Here is a 16,884-nt window from a genome sequence, read left to right on the forward strand (position 1 = left end):
CGAGAGCAGCCGTTATTTGGTGCGGCGCGTACGCAGACCCAACATGCCCAAGCCGAGTGCCGTCAGCAACATGGTGGCCGGTTCTGGTACTTGCGAGTTGACGTTGGAGAACACGAAAGTTTCGTCGTTGTAGTTCAGGTCGCCGCCCTGGGGAATATCTTCAAAGGCCACAAAAGTGCCGACAGGAATGTAAGCATCGCCGCCGAAGTTGGTGGAATACACGTGATTGACACCATCGTAATTCAGCGACTTGTCCGAATACCACGGGCCGACATTGCCCGGCGCAAGGTTGATCATCTTGAACACCAGGGTGTCGCCGGCATTGGCGTGACCGAGGACGAGTGATTGTCCGTACACGGAGGTGTAGTTGTTCAAGCCTTGAATACCGGTTGCCACGCCATTGATCAACAAGGTTAATTCGTTGCTGTATTGGGCGGTGGAGCCGAAGAAATAGGCGGTCACGTCGCCGGTGCTTGCCGCGGTAAAGGTGTACTGCGCGGCGTTTTGAACGCCGGGATTCGGATACGGGATCGGACCGGCTTGTGCGACGCCTGCAAAACCGATGGCTGCTGCCATCAGCGTGGCCAAACCTATGCTTCTGAGTTTCATGTTGCGTTTCTCCTGCGAGATGATAGACGTTGAAAATTGGAAATATTTTTTGTGCTGCTGATGCCATTCAGACAAAAATAAAATGGACAGAGGCGTATTGAGCAATTCATATGCCAAAAAGAAATATTTTTTATAATCAAACACTTATCTTCAAGATCAAGAGGCAGATCACTACTGATTGTTAATTATTTCGACAGACTGATAGTTTGCGTGCGCTCCCCTTCATTCCTGCCGGCTAGCGCTACTTTTCGACGTTGGCGGGCGCCCCGCTGGCGTATGCAAACCCTTGATTCAACGTATAATTTCGCGTGCGCCGATTTGATTTGTACAAGTCAAAACCAGCTTGCGGGCGCTTACACAAATACAGCTAAAGCGGACATGGACTGACCCGGCCCCGCTTGCTATACGCACAGGCCGGGTTTTTTATTTCTCGAGATCAAAAATGAAACGCGACGCCATTTCCTCTACCGAATCCATCCTGCGCGACCTGCTCGCCCAACGCATCCTGATCCTGGACGGTGCGATGGGGACGATGATCCAGCAATACAAGCTGACGGAAGAGGATTATCGCGGCGCGCGCTTCGTCGATTTTGCGCCAACCACAACCTTGGGCAAGGAATTGTTCGTCAAGGGCAACAATGAATTGCTGACGCTGACGCAGCCGCAGATCATCAGCGAAATCCACGGGCAATATCTTGCCGCCGGTGCCGACCTGATCGAGACCAATACTTTCGGCGCCACCAGCGTTGCGCAGGACGATTACCACATGGCGCACCTGGCGTACGAGATGAACGTGCAATCCGCCAGGCTGGCGCGCGCCGCATGCGACAAGTACTCGACGCCGGACAAGCCGCGTTTCGTCGCTGGCGCCTTGGGGCCGACGCCGAAGACCGCCTCGATCTCGCCCGATGTGAACGATCCCGCCGCGCGCAACGTCACCTTCGACCAGCTGGTCACGGCCTACCTGGAGCAGACGCGCGCCCTGGTCGAGGGCGGCGCCGACGTGCTGCTGGTCGAGACGATCTTCGATACCTTGAACTGCAAGGCCGCGCTGTTCGCCATCGACACCTTCTTCGAGGAAACCGGCACGCGTTTGCCGATCATGATTTCCGGCACCGTGACCGATGCATCCGGCCGCATCCTGTCGGGCCAGACCGTGCCGGCGTTCTGGCATTCGGTGCGGCACGCCAAGCCGCTCACGGTCGGCTTGAATTGCGCACTCGGCGCGGCCCTGATGCGCCCCTATGCGGAAGAGCTGTCGAAGATCGCCGATACCTTCGTCTGCATCTATCCGAACGCCGGTCTGCCCAACCCGATGTCGGACACCGGCTTCGATGAAACGCCGGATGTCACGTCCTCGCTACTGAAGGATTTTGCCGAGAGCGGCTTCGTCAACATCGCCGGCGGCTGCTGCGGCACGACGCCGGATCACATCAAGGCGATTGCTGACACCGTGAAGAGCATCGCGCCGCGCCGGATTCCCGAATCGACGCCGACGATGAAGCTGTCGGGCCTGGAGCCTTTCATCATCGACGACAGCTCGCTGTTCGTGAACGTCGGCGAGCGCACCAACGTCACCGGCTCGAAGGCGTTCGCGCGCATGATCCTGAACGAGCAATACGACGAGGCGCTGTCGGTCGCACGGCAGCAGGTCGAGAACGGCGCGCAGATCATCGACATCAACATGGACGAAGCGATGCTGGATTCGGTGGCGGCGATGACGCGCTTCCTGAACCTGATCGCGTCCGAGCCGGACATCGCGCGCGTGCCGATCATGGTCGACTCGTCGAAGTGGTCGGTGATTGAAGCGGGCTTGAAATGCGTGCAAGGCAAGGCGGTCGTCAACTCGATTTCGATGAAGGAAGGCGAGGAAGAATTCCTGCGTCAGGCGACGCTGTGCCACCGCTACGGCGCGGCAGTGATCGTGATGGCCTTCGATGAAACCGGGCAGGCCGATACCTTCGCCCGCAAGATCGAAATCTGCGAGCGCGCCTACAAGTTGCTGACGGAGAAAGTCGGCTTCCCGCCGGAAGACATCATCTTCGACCCGAACATCTTCGCGGTCGCGACCGGCATCGAGGAACACAACAACTACGCGGTGGATTTCATCAACGCCACGCGCTGGATACACGAAAACCTGCCGCACGCGAAGATCAGCGGTGGCGTGTCGAACGTCAGTTTCTCCTTCCGCGGCAACGATCCGGCACGCGAGGCGATCCACACTGTCTTCTTGTACCACGCGATCAAGGCCGGCATGACCATGGGCATCGTCAACGCCGGCATGGTCGGCGTGTATGACGATCTCGATCCCGAGCTGCGCGAGCGCGTCGAAGATGTCGTTCTCAATCGGCGCGATGATGCGACCGAGCGCATGATCGAATTTGCCGGCACGCTGAAAGCCGGTGGCAAGAAGGAAGAACAGAGCCTCGAATGGCGCAATGCTCCGGTCGAGAAGCGCCTCGCGCATGCGCTGGTGCACGGCATCACGCAGTGGATCGTGGAGGACACCGAAGAAGCGCGTGTGCAAGTGCTCAACAGCGGCGGTCGTCCGATCCATGTGATCGAAGGGCCGCTGATGGACGGCATGAATGTCGTCGGCGACCTGTTTGGACAGGGCAAGATGTTCTTGCCGCAGGTGGTCAAGTCGGCGCGTGTGATGAAGCAGGCTGTTGCGCATCTGATTCCCTACATCGAGGAAGAAAAGCTGCGCGAAGAGCAGCGCACCGGCATCGCCAGCAAGGCGAAAGGCAAGATCGTGATCGCCACGGTCAAGGGCGACGTGCATGACATCGGCAAGAACATCGTGTCGGTCGTCCTTCAGTGCAACAACTTCGAAGTGATCAACATGGGCGTGATGGTGCCATGTTCGGAAATCCTCGCGAAAGCGAAGGCGGAGAACGCCGACATCATCGGCTTGTCCGGCCTGATCACGCCTTCGCTGGAAGAAATGGCCTACGTCGCGAAGGAGATGCAGCGCGACGAGCACTTCCGCATGCTGAAGATTCCGCTCATGATTGGTGGCGCGACCACCAGCCGCGCGCATACCGCCGTCAAGATCGCGCCGAACTACGAAGGGCCGGTGATCTACGTGCCGGACGCTTCGCGCTCGGTGTCGGTGGCGCAATCCCTGCTGACGCCGGAACAACGCGCGCAGTACGTCGAAGAAATCGCGACCGACTACGAACGCATCCGCGAGCAGCATGCGAACAAGAAGGTGGCGCCGACCATCCCGCTGGCGCAAGCGCGTGCGAACAAGATGAAGCTCGATTTCACCGGTGCGATGGCGCCCGTGAAGCCGAAGTTCATCGGCCGCCGCGTCTTCAAGAACTACGATCTCGCCACCTTGGCGGAGTACATCGACTGGGGTCCGTTCTTCCAGACCTGGGACTTGGCCGGGCCGTTTCCCGCGATCCTGAAGGACGAGGTCGTCGGCGAGCAGGCAAGCAAGGTCTACGAAGAAGGTCGCGCTCTGCTGAAGAAACTGATCGATGGCCGCTGGCTGACGGCCAACGGCGTGGTCGCGCTGCTGCCGGCCAACAGTGTCAACGATGACGATATCGAGATCTACACCGACGAGACACGCAGCGAAGTGGCGTTCACCTATTACGGCGTGCGCCAGCAAACGGCCAAGCCGGTGATCGATGGCGTGGCGCGGCCGAACCAGTGTCTGGCGGACTTCATCGCGCCGAAGTCATCCGGCGTCGTCGATTACATCGGCCTGTTCGCCGTCACCGCCGGCATCGGCATCGAGAAGCATGAAAAACGCTTCGAAGATGCGCACGACGATTACAGCAGCATCATGCTGAAGTCCTTGGCGGATCGCCTGGCCGAAGCCTTCGCCGAGCATTTGCACGAGCGCGTGCGCAAGGATCTGTGGGGCTTTGCACCGGATGAAGCATTGAGCAACGACGAGCTGATCAAAGAAGCTTACAGCGGCATCCGTCCGGCGTCCGGCTACCCCGCGTGCCCGGAACACACGGTCAAGGTCGACGCGTTCAAACTGATGCAATGCGAAGAGATCGGCATGCAGGTGACGGAATCCTTCGCCATGTTCCCCGGGGCGTCGGTGTCCGGCTTCTACCTCGCACACCCGGAATCGAAGTACTTCGTGGTCGGCAAGATCGGTGAGGATCAGGTTACCGACATGGCTGAGCGGCGTGGCGTGAGCAAGGAAGATGTGGAGCGCTGGCTGGCGCCTAATCTGTCGTGAGAGAACGTGCGCATCGCAGCGGGATGCGCACGGTTCATCTGAATACTGCTTGAATCATCAGAGCGCCGTCGGCGCTCCTTCCACGAATACCTTCAATTCGCCCGGCGCAAACTGCGTCCAGGTTTCATTGTCAGTCAAAGGCTGCGTGACGATGACGGCGACCCGGTCGTTGGGCGTTGTGACTTCCGAAAAGTCCACCATCATGTCTTCATCGGAAAGCTTCGCCTGCGCAAACGGGTACTGCCGCACGATGTAGTGCAGGTTGGTCGAGCAGTGTGCGAACAGTGCGGTGCCGTCCGACAGCATCATGTTGAAGGTGCCGTGTTTCGCAATCTCGCCGGTCAATTCGCGCAGCGTTGCCGCCAGTGCGGGCAACTCGGGCGGTGTGTCGCCGAAGCGGCGGCGCAGTTCCTGCAGGATGTAGCAGAACGCCAGTTCGCTGTCGGTGTTGCCGACGCAGCGGAACGCGCCGTTCAAGACGGGCGCGAATTCCTTCAGGTCGCCGTTGTGCGCAAACACCCAGTAGCGGCCCCACAGTTCGCGCACGAAGGGATGGCAGTTTTCCAGAACGACCCGTCCCTGCGTCGCCTTGCGGATATGGGCGATGACGTTCTTGGACTTGATCGGGCAGCGCTTGATCAGGTCGGCGATCGGCGATTCGATGGCGGACTGGTAATCGACGAAATGGCGCACGCCGGCACCTTCGAAAAACGCGATGCCCCATCCATCGTTATGTGTATCGGTGCGGCCGCCCCTGGTGGCAAAGCCGGTGAAGCTGAAGACGATGTCGGTCGGGACGTTGCAGTTCATCCCAAGTAGCTGGCACATGGCGGATTCCACGCGTAGGAAAAAACGGATTGTGTCGATACGGTATCACGTACGTGACTTCGCCTGGGTGATTGCAAGGCTTGAGCCGGCGGGGTGTTCGAGCCACGGATCCCTTTCCGGATGCGGGAACTTGCCGATCATGAAGTCGACGAAGCTGCGCACCTTGGCTGACAGCAGGCGGCGGCTGGGATAGACCATGGTCACGGATAGCTGTCCGAGATGATGGTGCGGCAACAGGCGCACCAGGCGGCCGCTGCTCAGGTCGTCGTCAAGCGAGAACGAAGGCCGGATCATGATGCCCATCCCGGCCAGCGCGGATTGACGCAGCAACTCGCCGTTGTTGGAAACCAGTCGACTGTTGATCGGAATGTTGATGACGCTGTTGTCCGGCCTCGCCAGCGGCCAGGAATGGCGCAACTGTTCGAATGAAAAATTCAGGCATGCATGCCTGGAGATATCCTCCGGTTTTCCCGGCGTGCCATGTCGCTTCACATAGTCGGGCGACGCGCACAATATCGTTTCGGCTTGCGCCAGCTGACGCGCCACCATGCTGGCGTCGAACTTCTGGATGCCGATGAAGATGCCGACGTCGAAACCATCCTCCACCAGGTCCGCGGTCCGATGCGACAGCGTCACCTCCGGCAGTACCTCGGGATACAGCCGGGAGTATTCCGGCAACAGCTTCGCCAGGTGTAGCTGGCCAAAGCCGAGGTGGGAATAGATGCGCAGCGTGCCGGTCGGCTTTTTCGAATGGGACGATGCGATCGCTTCGGCGTCATCCACTTCCTGCAGGATTTGCACCACGCGTTCCAGATAGGAGTGGCCGGTTTCGGTCAGCGACAGCTTGCGCGTCGTGCGGTTCAGGAGCCGTGTGCTGAGATGGCTTTCCAGGTCGGCGACGTGGCGGGTAACCACCGCATTCGACATGTCCAGTGCCTGTGCCGCGCGCGCGAAGCTGCCTTGCTCGACGACTTTGGCGAATACCCGCATTGATTGGAGGCGATCCATCGTGTTGATTTATTGTTTCTAAAAATGAAATAGAATATTGTTATTATCCGTCTTTTTTGCTGAATCCGCAATGTATAGACTGTGCTTCATCGATGAGCACAAGGAAGTGACTCACCGAGGCAGGACCCGACGGGCAGTAAACGTTGCCTGAACCGCCGAGCCCGGAATCATTCACTTAATTTGCAGGAGTAGAAAAATGAATACGAAACAAATCGTCGCTGCTGTTGCCGTGTTGTTCGCCGCCGGTTCAGCCTTGGCTGCCAATGATGCCTATGTCGACCATAGCGACTTCACCTCGACCAGGAGCCGCGCCGAAGTCCGCGCCGAACTCGACCAGGCTTACCGGCAGGGCCAGGTTGCCGCACTGCAGAACACCGAACTTGTCGCGCAACCGAAGCTGGCATCCGGCAAGAGCCGTGCGGATGTGCGCGCGGAACTCGACCGGGCGTACAAGAGCGACGAGCTGGCAAGGACCGGCGGGTATGTCGAGTATCCGCAGGTTGCCTCGATCAGAACGCGTGAAGATGTGCGTCAGGAAGCGCTCCAGGCCGCCAGGAACAGTCGCAATGCCGAAGTCCATGCAGGCGGCAACTGATCGGTCCCGACTTGCATGACAAAAAACGCCGCTTTCAAAGCGGCGTTTTTCATGTCGGCGCGCCATGACGTCGTGCATGCATCGCATGCCGCAATGGCATGCGCGTTCGCGCGCAGATGCATGCGAGCGATGAGAGCGTTCCGGTATTTGCCCGAGCCGACGCATTCGGGTGCGTTCATCTGTCGCTTTTGTTCCAACACATTACAAATGCGGACGGCGTAGTAACGCTGCCATAAAGAAAATATTGCGGCAAAAAGCTGACAGCAGGAAAAAATTCAGCCGTAATCCGACCGCGCACGCACGCGGCTCCCATGACAGACCCTCAAGCAATGCCGCAGTGCAGCGCGGATGATGATGAATTGTCGTCCTGCAACGTTCGTTTTTGATACGTCCGATGACAGCACGTACGCCGCTACCAATTCTTCAGGGAGCGCCGGCATGCCTGCATGAATTCGTCATGCACGCCCTCTTGCATGCAGGGCAGCCATGCATCGCTATTCGCACACCGCTGGACAAGAAATCGCGTAGCGCACCCTTCCCAATGCGCGCCTCGCAGGAGAATCAATGGGTTACGGCGATGGCATGGCTTTTGCCATGAACGGTCATGCCATGCCGCTGCATACGATGCGCAGCTTGCCGCTGGCGATGGCAACGGCGCTTCGATCCATTCCGCAGCATGCGTCGGAAGTCTGTGCACTTCCAACAATGTCTCTCTCCGGTTCCCGTCACTGCATGCTTTTGCATGTCAGTGGCGGGTTTTTTGTATCGGGATGCGGCATTGATGTGCCGCCCGGTACGGTGTGTCGGCGAACAACGCATACAACGCATGACATTGCATGACATTGCATGCGCATGTTGCAGATGCATTGCGACGAGATCGATACATCGGCGGACAAGATACATCAGCAGATTCGATCGGTCCCGGAAAAACATCAAGCAAATCAATGCATTGCCGCGATGGCGCATGTCTTGCTATGACTCATTCCATTCCACAAGCCGGATGCCGCACGGGAAGAGGAAGTCATGCCAGCAGCACTTCCTTCATGCAGTGGACGGCCAGGCCGGTTTGCTGCGCGGTGCGGCCGACAATGCCGGTGCAATGATCACGGAGGACAACAACATGCAGCAAACCAAAAGCCAGCTTGTGAAGCCGTCGCTGTCCGCTCCCGGCCGCCACATGACTTACCAGTCAAGGCCGCATGATGTGCAGAATCTCTATGTGAGCCTGAAACAGTGGCGCATCCTGCATGCGGTGGTCGATTGCGGCGGCTTTGCGGAAGCGGCGAAATACCTGCATCTGAGCCAGTCCGCCGTCAGCTATACCGTGGCCAAGCTGCAGGAGCAGCTGGGCATCTCGGTGTTGCAGATCGAAGGCCGCAAGGCGCAGCTGACGGCAGCCGGGCGGGCGCTCCTGGACCGTTCGCGCCATGTGCTGAAGGAGGCGGTCGAACTGGAGATGTTTGCCAGGAATCTCGGGCAGGGCTGGGGATCGGAGGTGCGGCTGGTGGTCGATCATCATTTCCCGAACCAGTTGTTGATGCGCGCGCTGCGCGAATTCGCCGAGATCGGACATGACACGCATGTGCGCCTGAGCGAAGTCGCGATGCCGCGCGCCGAGGAAGTGTTGCGCGACCTTGCGGTCGATCTGGCGATCGGTGCGCGCGTTCCACTCGGCTTCCTCGGCGAACCGCTGATCGAAATAGAACATGTGGCGGTGGCGCATCCGGATCATCCGCTGCTTCAGCTCGGCCGTGACGTCACGACATCCGATCTCGCGCGGCAGGTGCAGATCGGCATCGGGAATTCACTCGAACCGGACAGGGAGGGCGGCGACGGCATCCACTACATGCAGCGCTGGAATGTGAACAGTCTCGATACCGCGGTGGAGGCCGTGTGCCAGCGCCTCGGCTATGCCTGGCTGCCTGCGCACCGCATCGGCAATTTGCTGGATCAGGGCACACTGGCTGCGCTGCCGATGCGCGAAGGGAGTACCTACAAGACGATGCTGTACCTGATACACGGGCGGCCGTGGCCCGCCTTTCACGCGGCGAGCCGGCTTGCGGAGTTGCTGCGCTACCTGGCCGCCGGAGAGCTGGTTGCGCATGAGTTGCCGGATGCAAATCCGTGACAATAATCCGTGACAATCCATGACGGCTGCGAAATCAACTCATGCGATGGTATCGACCACGCCGCCATCCACCCTGAGTGCGGCACCGGTAGTGGCGGATGCCTGCATGGAGCAGACGTAGACCACCATGTTCGCGACTTCCTCCGGCGTTGCCATGCGGCCGATGATCGAGCTGGGCCGGTGTTCGCGCACGAAGGCGGTTCCCGCTGCTGCCATCGATTGCCCCGACTTGTTCGCCGTGTCCTTCAGCATGGCCTCGACGCCTTCCGACAAGGTGGGGCCGGGCAGCACGGCATTCACCGTCACGCCCGTGCCGGCGACTCGCTTGGCAAGGCCGCGCGAAATCGACAGAGCCGCCGTCTTGGTAAAGCCGTAATGGATCATGTCGGAGGGAATGTTCAGCGCCGATTCGGATGACAGGAACACGACGCGTCCCCAGTTTTTTCGCATCATGCCGGGCAGATAGGAGCGCGACAAACGCACGCCCGACATGACGTTCACGTCGAAAAAACGGGTCCATTCCTCGTCCGGTGTTTCAAAGAAATCCTGCGGTCCGTAGATGCCGATGTTGTTGACCAGGATGTCTGCATGCGGCTCGGCTTTCGCCAGTGCGGCACAAGCTTCGGCCGTTCCCAGGTCGGCCGCCACGCCGCGCAGCGTCGCGTCCGGCACGGCGTTCTTCAATGCGGCGATCGCCTTGTCGACAGCGGCCGGGCTGCGCCCATTGAGGACAACGATGGCGCCTGACGCTGCCAGTCCCTTCGCAATGGCGAAGCCGATTCCGCATGCACCGTTCGTCGGAATAATTCAGGTCATACAAGCCGACAGGCATGATGCAACGTCGTTCAATCGTGTCCGAACAACACATCGAGGTCGATCGCATCGGCCACCGCCTTGTTGCCCGCATCGCCCAGGTGCAAGTGATCGCCGGAATCGAATGCGGGCAGGAGTCGTGCCGGATGCTTCGGGTCCCGTGTGACGACATCGAAATCGACCACCGCATCGAATTCGCCGCTGCTGCGTATCCATTGGTTGATGGTCTGCCGCAGGCGCTCCTTGTCTGTGGTGTGATAGCGCGTGATGGGAGAACCTTCAAGCGCGCCCTCAAAGGGTGTCAATGTTGCGCCGATGATGCGCACATTGTGCGCACGGGCGCGTGCGATCAATTGCCTGTAGCCGGCAATGATCTCGTTCGCCGATGGCATGGGATCGTGTGGCGCAAAGACAGTTCCGGGCCAGCTGATGTCATTGATTCCCATCAATACGATGACCGTCTTTGCATGCGGCTGACTCAGCACATCGCGTTCGAAGCGGGCCAGCGCATTGACGCCCATCCCGTCTTTCAGCAGGCGCGCGCCTGAAATGCCGGCATTGAGCACCGCGACCTGTTTGCCTGCCAGCCGCTTCGCAAGATAGTCGGGCCAGCGGCGATTCGCATCCACGCTTGAATTGTTCCCGTCCGTAATGGAGTCGCCGAATGCGATGACTGCGCGGGTATCGGATGGCGCATCGACCAGGATGCCGCTCAGGAACAGGCGCGCCACCACCTTGTCCGCTGTGTCGAAGCCTTGCGCGCCTACGCGATTCCCCGCTGCGATCCAGGCGGTCTGCAAACCATCCCAGTGAAAAGTCGACAGCGGCGTTGCCTCGGGCAGATACAGGCTCACCGCGACATTGTCGAGCGGCGCCACGCTGAGGTCTACGGGATCGCTGATGACTGGCGCGCCCGGTGGAATGGTGACCGCGTGCTGACCGCCGAATGTCAGCGTCCGGTCCGAACCCGCAGCGATGCGCGATGTCGTGGCGGCAAGCGCGATGTGCGCCGCGCCGATGGTCACGGGATGCGTGCCGTATTCGTTGGACAGCACGATGCGCACCCGATTTCCGCCAAGACTGACGCCTGCGGTCTGTCGAATCGTCTGCTTCGATAGCGAGACCGGTATGTTCGTCGGTAATGCAAAGCCCGCGTCCCAAACCGGCTGCGGACTCGCGGTCCAGGTGCCGACCCAGTTGCCTGCATTCGCCACCTCGGCTCCCGCCACGGATGTCAGGAACAGACTGGCCAATGCCAGCAATGCCGGGAATTTCAAACGCTTCATGTACGTCTCCTTTGTTGATCGAGAATGCGATGACGTGCACGATATCTTCTTCCGACATTGCGAGGTAGAAGGCATAATTGAAGATCACTTATTCCAAAATGGAATCATATGGACGCAATCAGAGGCATGCGAACTTTCGTGCGAGCGGTCGAGTTGGGCAGCCTTTCGGCTGTGGCGCGCGAGCAGCAAACCACGCAGCCGACAGTCAGCAAAGTGATGGCATCGCTGGAAAAAGAGCTGGGCGTACGTCTGCTGGAACGCAGCACGACCAGCCTCACGCCGACCGAACAAGGCAAGCGATTTTATGAACGCGCGAAGCGCGTGCTGGAGGAATTCGGCGAAGCGGTCGCCGATGTGCGCGGCTTGACTGAGAGGCCCGCCGGCTTTTTGCGTGTCAATGCGCCCGTGTCGTTGGGACAGCTCAGGTTGAACAAGCTGGTGCTCGAATTCCTGGTGCGGTATCCGGACATCGAGATCGAGCTCATTCTCAACGACCGTTTCATCGACTTGGTGGAAGAGGGCGTCGATATTGCCGTGCGTCTCGGAACGACATTGCCGCCGAACGTGGTCGCCCGCAAGATCGCCGTGTCGTCACGTTGTCTGGTCGCGTCGCCGGCCTATCTGCAAAGCCGTCCCGCGATCGGGCAGCTGCACGATCTGGCGCAGCATCAGTACATCCGGTTTGCGTGGTTGCCCGATGGCGATGCGATTGAACTACACGGTCCGGAAGGCAAGGTCGATCTCCTTACCAAGGGCCGATATCGGGTCAACAATGCGCTGGCGATTCGGGAAAGCTTTCTCGCGGGAGCGGGCCTTGGCATGGCGCCCGCCTGGCTGGTGCAGGATCTGCTCGACTCGGGGCAACTGGTAAAGGTGTTGCCGAAGTACAGCGCGCCGGCGCAGGAATTGTTCTTGTTGTATCCGTCGCGTCGCTATCAGTCGCTGCGCGCACGGCTATTCATGCAATTCCTGAATGAGAGGGTTGCGCAGCTTCCCGGCTTTGAAGGAGCTGGCGCGACTTTTGACAGCCGCGAGGGCGACGGTTGAAAGACTGCTGCGTGTCCTGATCTTCGATCTTGATGCGCGTCACATCGCTCGCACGCACTCGTAAGTCTTGGAGGCGTTATTTGCAAGCTTCGCGTTCCGGCTTCTCGCCATTGAACAACTCGGGCGGAGCGGGAGGCATGACGTCCGCGCGAATATTGTACTTGTCGATCAGGCGGTACAGCGTCACGCGCGACACGCCGAGCAATGCGGCCGCGCGCGAAATCTGGTTGCGCGACTGCGACAGCGCGCGCCGGATCACCATGCTCTCGGCAGCCGCGCGTGCGTCTTCGAGCGACATCACCTGGGTCTGCGCCATCTGACGGTCGAAGCCGAGATCCTCGGGCTGGATGAAGCGCCCCTCCGCCATCACCGTCGCACGCTGCACGCGGTTCACGAGTTCGCGCACATTGCCGGGCCATTGGTGCGCAAGCAGCGAATGCATGGCCGCCTTGGAGAAGCCGCGCAGGCTGCGATTGTGCAGGCTGGCGAACCTGGAAAAATAATGTCTCGCGATGTCCTCGATATCCTGGCCGCGGTCGGCGAGTTGCGGGATTTCGATGCAAACCACGTTGATGCGGTAATACAGGTCTTCGCGGAAGCGTCCTTGCCTGACTGCCTCGGCCAGATCGATGTGGGTCGCGGCGATGATCCGCACGTCGATCTCGATCGATTCGGTGCCGCCGACGCGTTCGATGGTTTTTTGCTGCAGGAAGCGCAGCAGGTTGACCTGCATGTCGAAGGGCATGTCGCCGATCTCGTCGAGAAACAGCGTGCCACCCTGGGCGGCCTCGATGCGGCCGATCTTGCGCTGATTGGCACCGGTGAACGCGCCTTTCTCGTGGCCGAACAATTCGGACTGGAACAACTGCGGCGCGATTGCGCCGCAATTGACGGCGACGAAAGGCGCATTCCTGCGCGCCGACTGCCGGTGGATCGACAGCGCAGCAATTTCCTTGCCGGTGCCGGACGGACCGGTGACGAGGACCGAGGCGTCGGTCCGCGCCACCTTGTGGATCTGGCTGAACAGGTGGCGCATCTGCGTCGAATTGCCGACCATCGTCGCATCGGCCTCCGCCGCCTGCGGATCGGGCTGCGGCTTGCCCTGCACCTCGCGCATGAAGGACATGCCCCACGCGTGGCGCAGCGTCAGGATGATGTGGTCGAGCTCGGCGGGAATGGTGATGAAGTTGAACAGATGCTCGCCGATGAATTCGCGCATGCGCGGCGTGGCAATCAGTTCCTGCGCCACCAGCCCGACCCATGCGATCTGATTGTTGCTGACAAAGGGTTCGCATTTGTCGAGCTGCGACAGTTCTGCTTCGCGCGTGACGATCAGCAGGCCGACGCGGCAGCCGTCATGCATCGCATTCCAGGCGGCTTCCAGGGTAGGACATTCAATCAGGTTCAGTCCGCGGCTCTTGAGCGTTTCCGAGTACTGGCAGGATGTGACTGCGCGGCTGGATGGGCGCAGCACCATGACGGTCTGGTTCGTCTGCGCCGAATTTGAGACGTTGAGCATTCCCCGTTACCCCTTCGTATTATTGTTACGCGCCGAGATCCCGGGAAAATGGCGTTCGGTGCCTGGCGGCAGCGACGGCCATTCGTCTGCGTCGTTACTTGTTCGTTGCTGGGGCGCTCGTCGTGGACCGGTTGGTCCGGCAGTGTCAAGTCTTGAGCTTACTGGCTTTTATTTGGCGTCACAATGCCATAAATTGGGGAGGGCGGAACAACGGGAATTGTGCTTGTGATATGTCAAATGCGGGTGTTGCGGCCTGTCCGGCGGCGGGGTTTCCGTGCGATGGGCCTTAGAGCAAGTGTGGTGCCCGAGCCGGCAGGCGCGACCGGCAACGCCACAACGTGTGACCGGAGGCAAGGTATTTCTGTTCGAACGGCGTGATCGGCGCGGCCGGCGCATATGGCTCGCATTGCACCGGGCTCGCGGTCAGCTGCGACACGGACATCGCAAATTCTTCAATGTAGATTCGCCAGTTGCTGCGGCATTCCAGTTCGCCGCCGAGCGCCACGATGGTCGGGAATACGGCATGGCCATGCCAGCGCCGCGCCAGTTGGCCGATCTTCGGCCACGGGTTGGGATAGAGCACGAAATGGCGCGCCGGCCGCACTCCATCGGCCTGCATCAGGCGCCAGTAATCGACCAGGTCGGCGCGCACGCAGATGAGGTTCGACGGCAATGGCCGCTCCCACACCTTGTTGCGCGCGAGCCGGTCGGCGGATTGGTCGACGCCGATGACGAAGTGGTCGGGAAACTGCGCTGCCAGATTCAAGCTGGACAAGCCGACGCCGCAACCGGCATCGAGGATCAGCGGCAGCTCGCCGGCGGCGCGCCACGCTGACATGGATCGATCGAACGCGGCTCGGTTGTAGTCGGCAATCGGCTTGCGGAACTCGGTGGCGGCATGGCGCGCGACGAGTGCGGCGAGGTGCTCGTGAATGCCGCTCTGGCCACTGGTAATGGAACGGGAATTGCCGTGCATGATGTGCAAACTGCCTGTTGCCTGGGGAGTGTTGATGCGGCCGTCATCATGCCACAGCGTGGCGGACCGCGTGAGCGACAGTGTGTTGCTCAAGCTCAAGCCGGGATTGCAAACCGCATGCTGCGGTTGCTGATTTGTTCAATGCGCCTGCCGATCTGTTTTCTCAAAGCTGACACATCAGGAAAGTGTCGGATTCTTGCAGGCCATGTAATAAATTCAGAAGGCCCTTGCGTTCGGCGGCAAGGGCGTGGGAATCGACGTTAGTGCAGAGTCATCGGCTGGCCCATCAGCGCATCGTATTTACCCAAATAGGCGTCGATCTCTTCAACCGTCGGTTCTGTTGCGATCAGGCTTTCCACTTCTTCCCGGAAAGACCGTGCCATGTCGCCGCCGATGAAGATTTCGCGCTTGCCGGATTTGTCCATGATCTCGTAACCGCCAAAGCGCAAGGCTTCGCGATCATCATCCGCGCCGAATTCCACCACGCTGTACTGGTCGCTGTTGTAGATCAAGTTCATGTTGCCTCCTTGTGCTCCGATTGAATGCCGAGAATCCATCTTCTCTAATGCAAAAATGGGGCCTGCGCGAAGGGTTTCAAGCCAGTGGAGGTGTGGCGCTTTCCGTCCGGAATGCGAACATCGGCACCATGTATCTATATCAACGGTATTACGCGTGAAGATCTTGAGTCAGCTCAAGCAATCCGTCGTACGGCGGCTGGCAGAGGAAGGTGCGGATGTTGTCGAGATGCCCCGCAGTCGCCAGGCTGATATACAGGCGCGCGGGCGGGCGACGCAGAATGCGGTTGAGCGTGACGCGCATGGTGAGGTTACCCGTGCAGCACAGACAGCCGGGGGCGATGCGCGCAATGTGCGGCGCGGCTTGTGCAATGAGCGGATCGGTGAATGCATCGAGCGGGCTTGCGCCGCCGGGCAGGCCTTCGAGTATCAGGGCCGTGGCGCGGATTGCATCGGTGTCTGCATCGAGTGCGGCGGCGATCGCTGTCTCGCGTGCGGCGGCGGTCGCGCCGGTGACGAGCGTGGTGAGTGTGGCTGGCGGCATTAGCGGCCGGTCGTTCCTTCGGTGCAGGCCGCTTGCATCATGTTTTTCTGCCGAGCTTGCCGGGTTCGACGCCGAGTTGCTTGAGCTTGCGGTACAGATGGGTTCGTTCGAGGCCGGTTTTTTCGGCGACGCGCGTCATGCTGCCGCCCTCGCGCACCAGGTGGTGCTCGAAGTAGGCCCGCTCGAATGCATCGCGCGCTTCACGCAGGGGAAGGTCGAACGACAGGCCGATAACCTGGGTTTCCGTGCGCACGGAGGGAGCCGTTGCGGTCGGAAGGAGCGGGCTTGCGGCGGCGGCTTGAGACACGGCGGCGGGCTCTTCGGCCGCGACCGGTTGCGGCCGTGCCTGGTAGACCGCCGGGCGGATTGCCTCATGGCTGCGCGTCAGTCCTTGCTGCACGGCTTTCAACAGCTTCTGCAGCGCAATCGGTTTCTCGAGGAAATTCAGCGCGCCGATGCGCGTGGCTTCAACTGCCGTATCGATCGTTGCATGACCGGACATCATGATGACAGGCATCGTGAGCAGGCCGTCGCGTTGCCATTCCTTCAGCAGCGTCACGCCGTCCGTGTCCGGCATCCAGATATCGAGCAGGACGAGATCGGGTGTGCCGGCCGCGCGCAGTTCGCGCGCCTGCTGCGCGTTTTCCGCCGCGCTGACGACGTGTCCCTCGTCACCGAGAATTTCGGAGAGCAACTCGCGGATGCCCATCTCGTCATCGACTACCAGGATATTTGCCATATGTGTGCCTTGCCTTCTACGCGTGCATTGGTGCGTAATTCTAGTTTTGAAGACTCCGTGCGACTCG

General features: G+C 60.1%; 15 protein-coding genes. 5 read left to right on the plus strand and 10 right to left on the minus strand.

Features of this window, described 5'->3' with window-relative positions; all coding sequences use genetic code 11:
* Positions 1–12 precede the first annotated feature (12 nt).
* Complete coding sequence (locus D3870_RS01075; RefSeq protein ID WP_199710481.1) at positions 13–753, minus strand: PEP-CTERM sorting domain-containing protein; 741 nt, start codon at positions 751–753, stop codon at positions 13–15.
* Between the two features lie 298 nt (positions 754–1,051).
* Here D3870_RS01075 and metH point away from each other — a divergent pair, with 298 nt between their 5' ends.
* Entirely contained in the window at positions 1,052–4,819 is a 3,768-nt protein-coding gene (metH, locus tag D3870_RS01080) for a methionine synthase (protein ID WP_119735949.1), read from the plus strand.
* Between the two features lie 57 nt (positions 4,820–4,876).
* On the opposite strand, the gene D3870_RS01085 is transcribed toward metH, so the two are convergent.
* Both D3870_RS01085 and D3870_RS01090 read right to left on the minus strand, forming a co-directional pair.
* Positions 4,877–5,647 (minus strand): class II glutamine amidotransferase, encoded by a 771-nt coding sequence (locus tag D3870_RS01085; protein WP_119735951.1) that lies wholly within the window; start codon positions 5,645–5,647, stop codon positions 4,877–4,879.
* 45 nt (positions 5,648–5,692) lie between these two features.
* Positions 5,693–6,655, minus strand: a complete 963-nt coding sequence (locus D3870_RS01090) for a LysR family transcriptional regulator (protein WP_119735952.1) — start codon at positions 6,653–6,655, stop codon at positions 5,693–5,695.
* Positions 6,656–6,851: 196 nt separating this feature from the next.
* Here D3870_RS01090 and D3870_RS01095 point away from each other — a divergent pair, with 196 nt between their 5' ends.
* The 3 genes from D3870_RS01095 (at position 6,852) to D3870_RS01105 (ending at position 9,378) form a co-directional block, all read left to right on the plus strand.
* Positions 6,852–7,250 carry a DUF4148 domain-containing protein gene (locus D3870_RS01095; RefSeq protein ID WP_119735954.1) on the plus strand — a complete coding sequence of 133 codons (399 nt, stop codon included), beginning with the start codon at positions 6,852–6,854 and terminating at the stop codon, positions 7,248–7,250.
* Positions 7,251–7,814: 564 nt separating this feature from the next.
* A complete protein-coding gene (locus tag D3870_RS22245) occupies positions 7,815–8,090 on the plus strand; it encodes a hypothetical protein (protein ID WP_158590356.1) in 276 nt (91 codons plus the stop codon).
* A 280-nt stretch (positions 8,091–8,370) separates the two neighbouring features.
* Positions 8,371–9,378, plus strand: coding sequence for a LysR family transcriptional regulator (locus D3870_RS01105; RefSeq protein ID WP_158590357.1), 1,008 nt, complete (start codon positions 8,371–8,373; stop codon positions 9,376–9,378).
* Between the two features lie 39 nt (positions 9,379–9,417).
* Here D3870_RS01105 and D3870_RS01110 read toward each other — a convergent pair whose 3' ends face one another.
* The gene (locus D3870_RS01110; protein ID WP_119735960.1) at positions 9,418–10,185 is read right to left on the minus strand and encodes an SDR family NAD(P)-dependent oxidoreductase; all 768 of its coding nucleotides are present in this window, start codon (positions 10,183–10,185) and stop codon (positions 9,418–9,420) included.
* A 38-nt stretch (positions 10,186–10,223) separates the two neighbouring features.
* Entirely contained in the window at positions 10,224–11,477 is a 1,254-nt protein-coding gene (locus tag D3870_RS01115) for an SGNH/GDSL hydrolase family protein (RefSeq protein ID WP_119735961.1), read from the minus strand.
* A gap of 108 nt (positions 11,478–11,585) precedes the next feature.
* On the opposite strand from D3870_RS01115, the gene D3870_RS01120 reads away from it, so the two are divergent.
* Entirely contained in the window at positions 11,586–12,524 is a 939-nt protein-coding gene (locus D3870_RS01120) for a LysR family transcriptional regulator (protein WP_119735963.1), read from the plus strand.
* 76 nt (positions 12,525–12,600) lie between these two features.
* Here D3870_RS01120 and D3870_RS01125 read toward each other — a convergent pair whose 3' ends face one another.
* From D3870_RS01125 to D3870_RS01145, 5 genes are all read right to left on the minus strand, one after another.
* Positions 12,601–14,043 (minus strand): sigma-54 dependent transcriptional regulator, encoded by a 1,443-nt coding sequence (locus D3870_RS01125; RefSeq protein WP_119735965.1) that lies wholly within the window; start codon positions 14,041–14,043, stop codon positions 12,601–12,603.
* Positions 14,044–14,329: 286 nt separating this feature from the next.
* On the minus strand, positions 14,330–15,019 hold the full coding sequence (gene trmB, locus D3870_RS01130; protein ID WP_119741502.1) for a methyltransferase domain-containing protein: 690 nt from the start codon (positions 15,017–15,019) through the stop codon (positions 14,330–14,332).
* Positions 15,020–15,279: 260 nt separating this feature from the next.
* On the minus strand, positions 15,280–15,537 hold the full coding sequence (locus D3870_RS01135) for a BTH_I0359 family protein (RefSeq protein ID WP_119735967.1): 258 nt from the start codon (positions 15,535–15,537) through the stop codon (positions 15,280–15,282).
* A gap of 148 nt (positions 15,538–15,685) precedes the next feature.
* Positions 15,686–16,078 carry a GTPase gene (locus D3870_RS01140; RefSeq protein WP_119735969.1) on the minus strand — a complete coding sequence of 131 codons (393 nt, stop codon included), beginning with the start codon at positions 16,076–16,078 and terminating at the stop codon, positions 15,686–15,688.
* A 37-nt stretch (positions 16,079–16,115) separates the two neighbouring features.
* On the minus strand, positions 16,116–16,817 hold the full coding sequence (locus D3870_RS01145; RefSeq protein WP_119735970.1) for a response regulator: 702 nt from the start codon (positions 16,815–16,817) through the stop codon (positions 16,116–16,118).
* Between the last annotated feature and the right edge of the window lie 67 nt (positions 16,818–16,884).

The organism is Noviherbaspirillum cavernae, assembly GCF_003590875.1.
GTDB lineage: Bacteria > Pseudomonadota > Gammaproteobacteria > Burkholderiales > Burkholderiaceae_D > Noviherbaspirillum > Noviherbaspirillum cavernae.

What these genes read in the sequence shown, in the direction of transcription:
- metH (WP_119735949.1), top strand. Translation starts at nt 1,052, where the DNA reads ATGAAACGCGACGCCATTTCCTCTACCGAATCCATCCTGCGCGACCTG.
- D3870_RS01085 (WP_119735951.1), bottom strand. Translation starts at nt 5,647, where the DNA reads ATGTGCCAGCTACTTGGGATGAACTGCAACGTCCCGACCGACATCGTC.
- D3870_RS01090 (WP_119735952.1), bottom strand. Translation starts at nt 6,655, where the DNA reads ATGGATCGCCTCCAATCAATGCGGGTATTCGCCAAAGTCGTCGAGCAA.
- D3870_RS01095 (WP_119735954.1), top strand. Translation starts at nt 6,852, where the DNA reads ATGAATACGAAACAAATCGTCGCTGCTGTTGCCGTGTTGTTCGCCGCC.
- D3870_RS22245 (WP_158590356.1), top strand. Translation starts at nt 7,815, where the DNA reads ATGGGTTACGGCGATGGCATGGCTTTTGCCATGAACGGTCATGCCATG.
- D3870_RS01105 (WP_158590357.1), top strand. Translation starts at nt 8,371, where the DNA reads ATGCAGCAAACCAAAAGCCAGCTTGTGAAGCCGTCGCTGTCCGCTCCC.
- D3870_RS01115 (WP_119735961.1), bottom strand. Translation starts at nt 11,477, where the DNA reads ATGAAGCGTTTGAAATTCCCGGCATTGCTGGCATTGGCCAGTCTGTTC.
- D3870_RS01120 (WP_119735963.1), top strand. Translation starts at nt 11,586, where the DNA reads ATGGACGCAATCAGAGGCATGCGAACTTTCGTGCGAGCGGTCGAGTTG.
- D3870_RS01125 (WP_119735965.1), bottom strand. Translation starts at nt 14,043, where the DNA reads ATGCTCAACGTCTCAAATTCGGCGCAGACGAACCAGACCGTCATGGTG.
- trmB (WP_119741502.1), bottom strand. Translation starts at nt 15,019, where the DNA reads ATGCACGGCAATTCCCGTTCCATTACCAGTGGCCAGAGCGGCATTCAC.
- D3870_RS01135 (WP_119735967.1), bottom strand. Translation starts at nt 15,537, where the DNA reads ATGAACTTGATCTACAACAGCGACCAGTACAGCGTGGTGGAATTCGGC.
- D3870_RS01140 (WP_119735969.1), bottom strand. Translation starts at nt 16,078, where the DNA reads ATGCCGCCAGCCACACTCACCACGCTCGTCACCGGCGCGACCGCCGCC.
- D3870_RS01145 (WP_119735970.1), bottom strand. Translation starts at nt 16,817, where the DNA reads ATGGCAAATATCCTGGTAGTCGATGACGAGATGGGCATCCGCGAGTTG.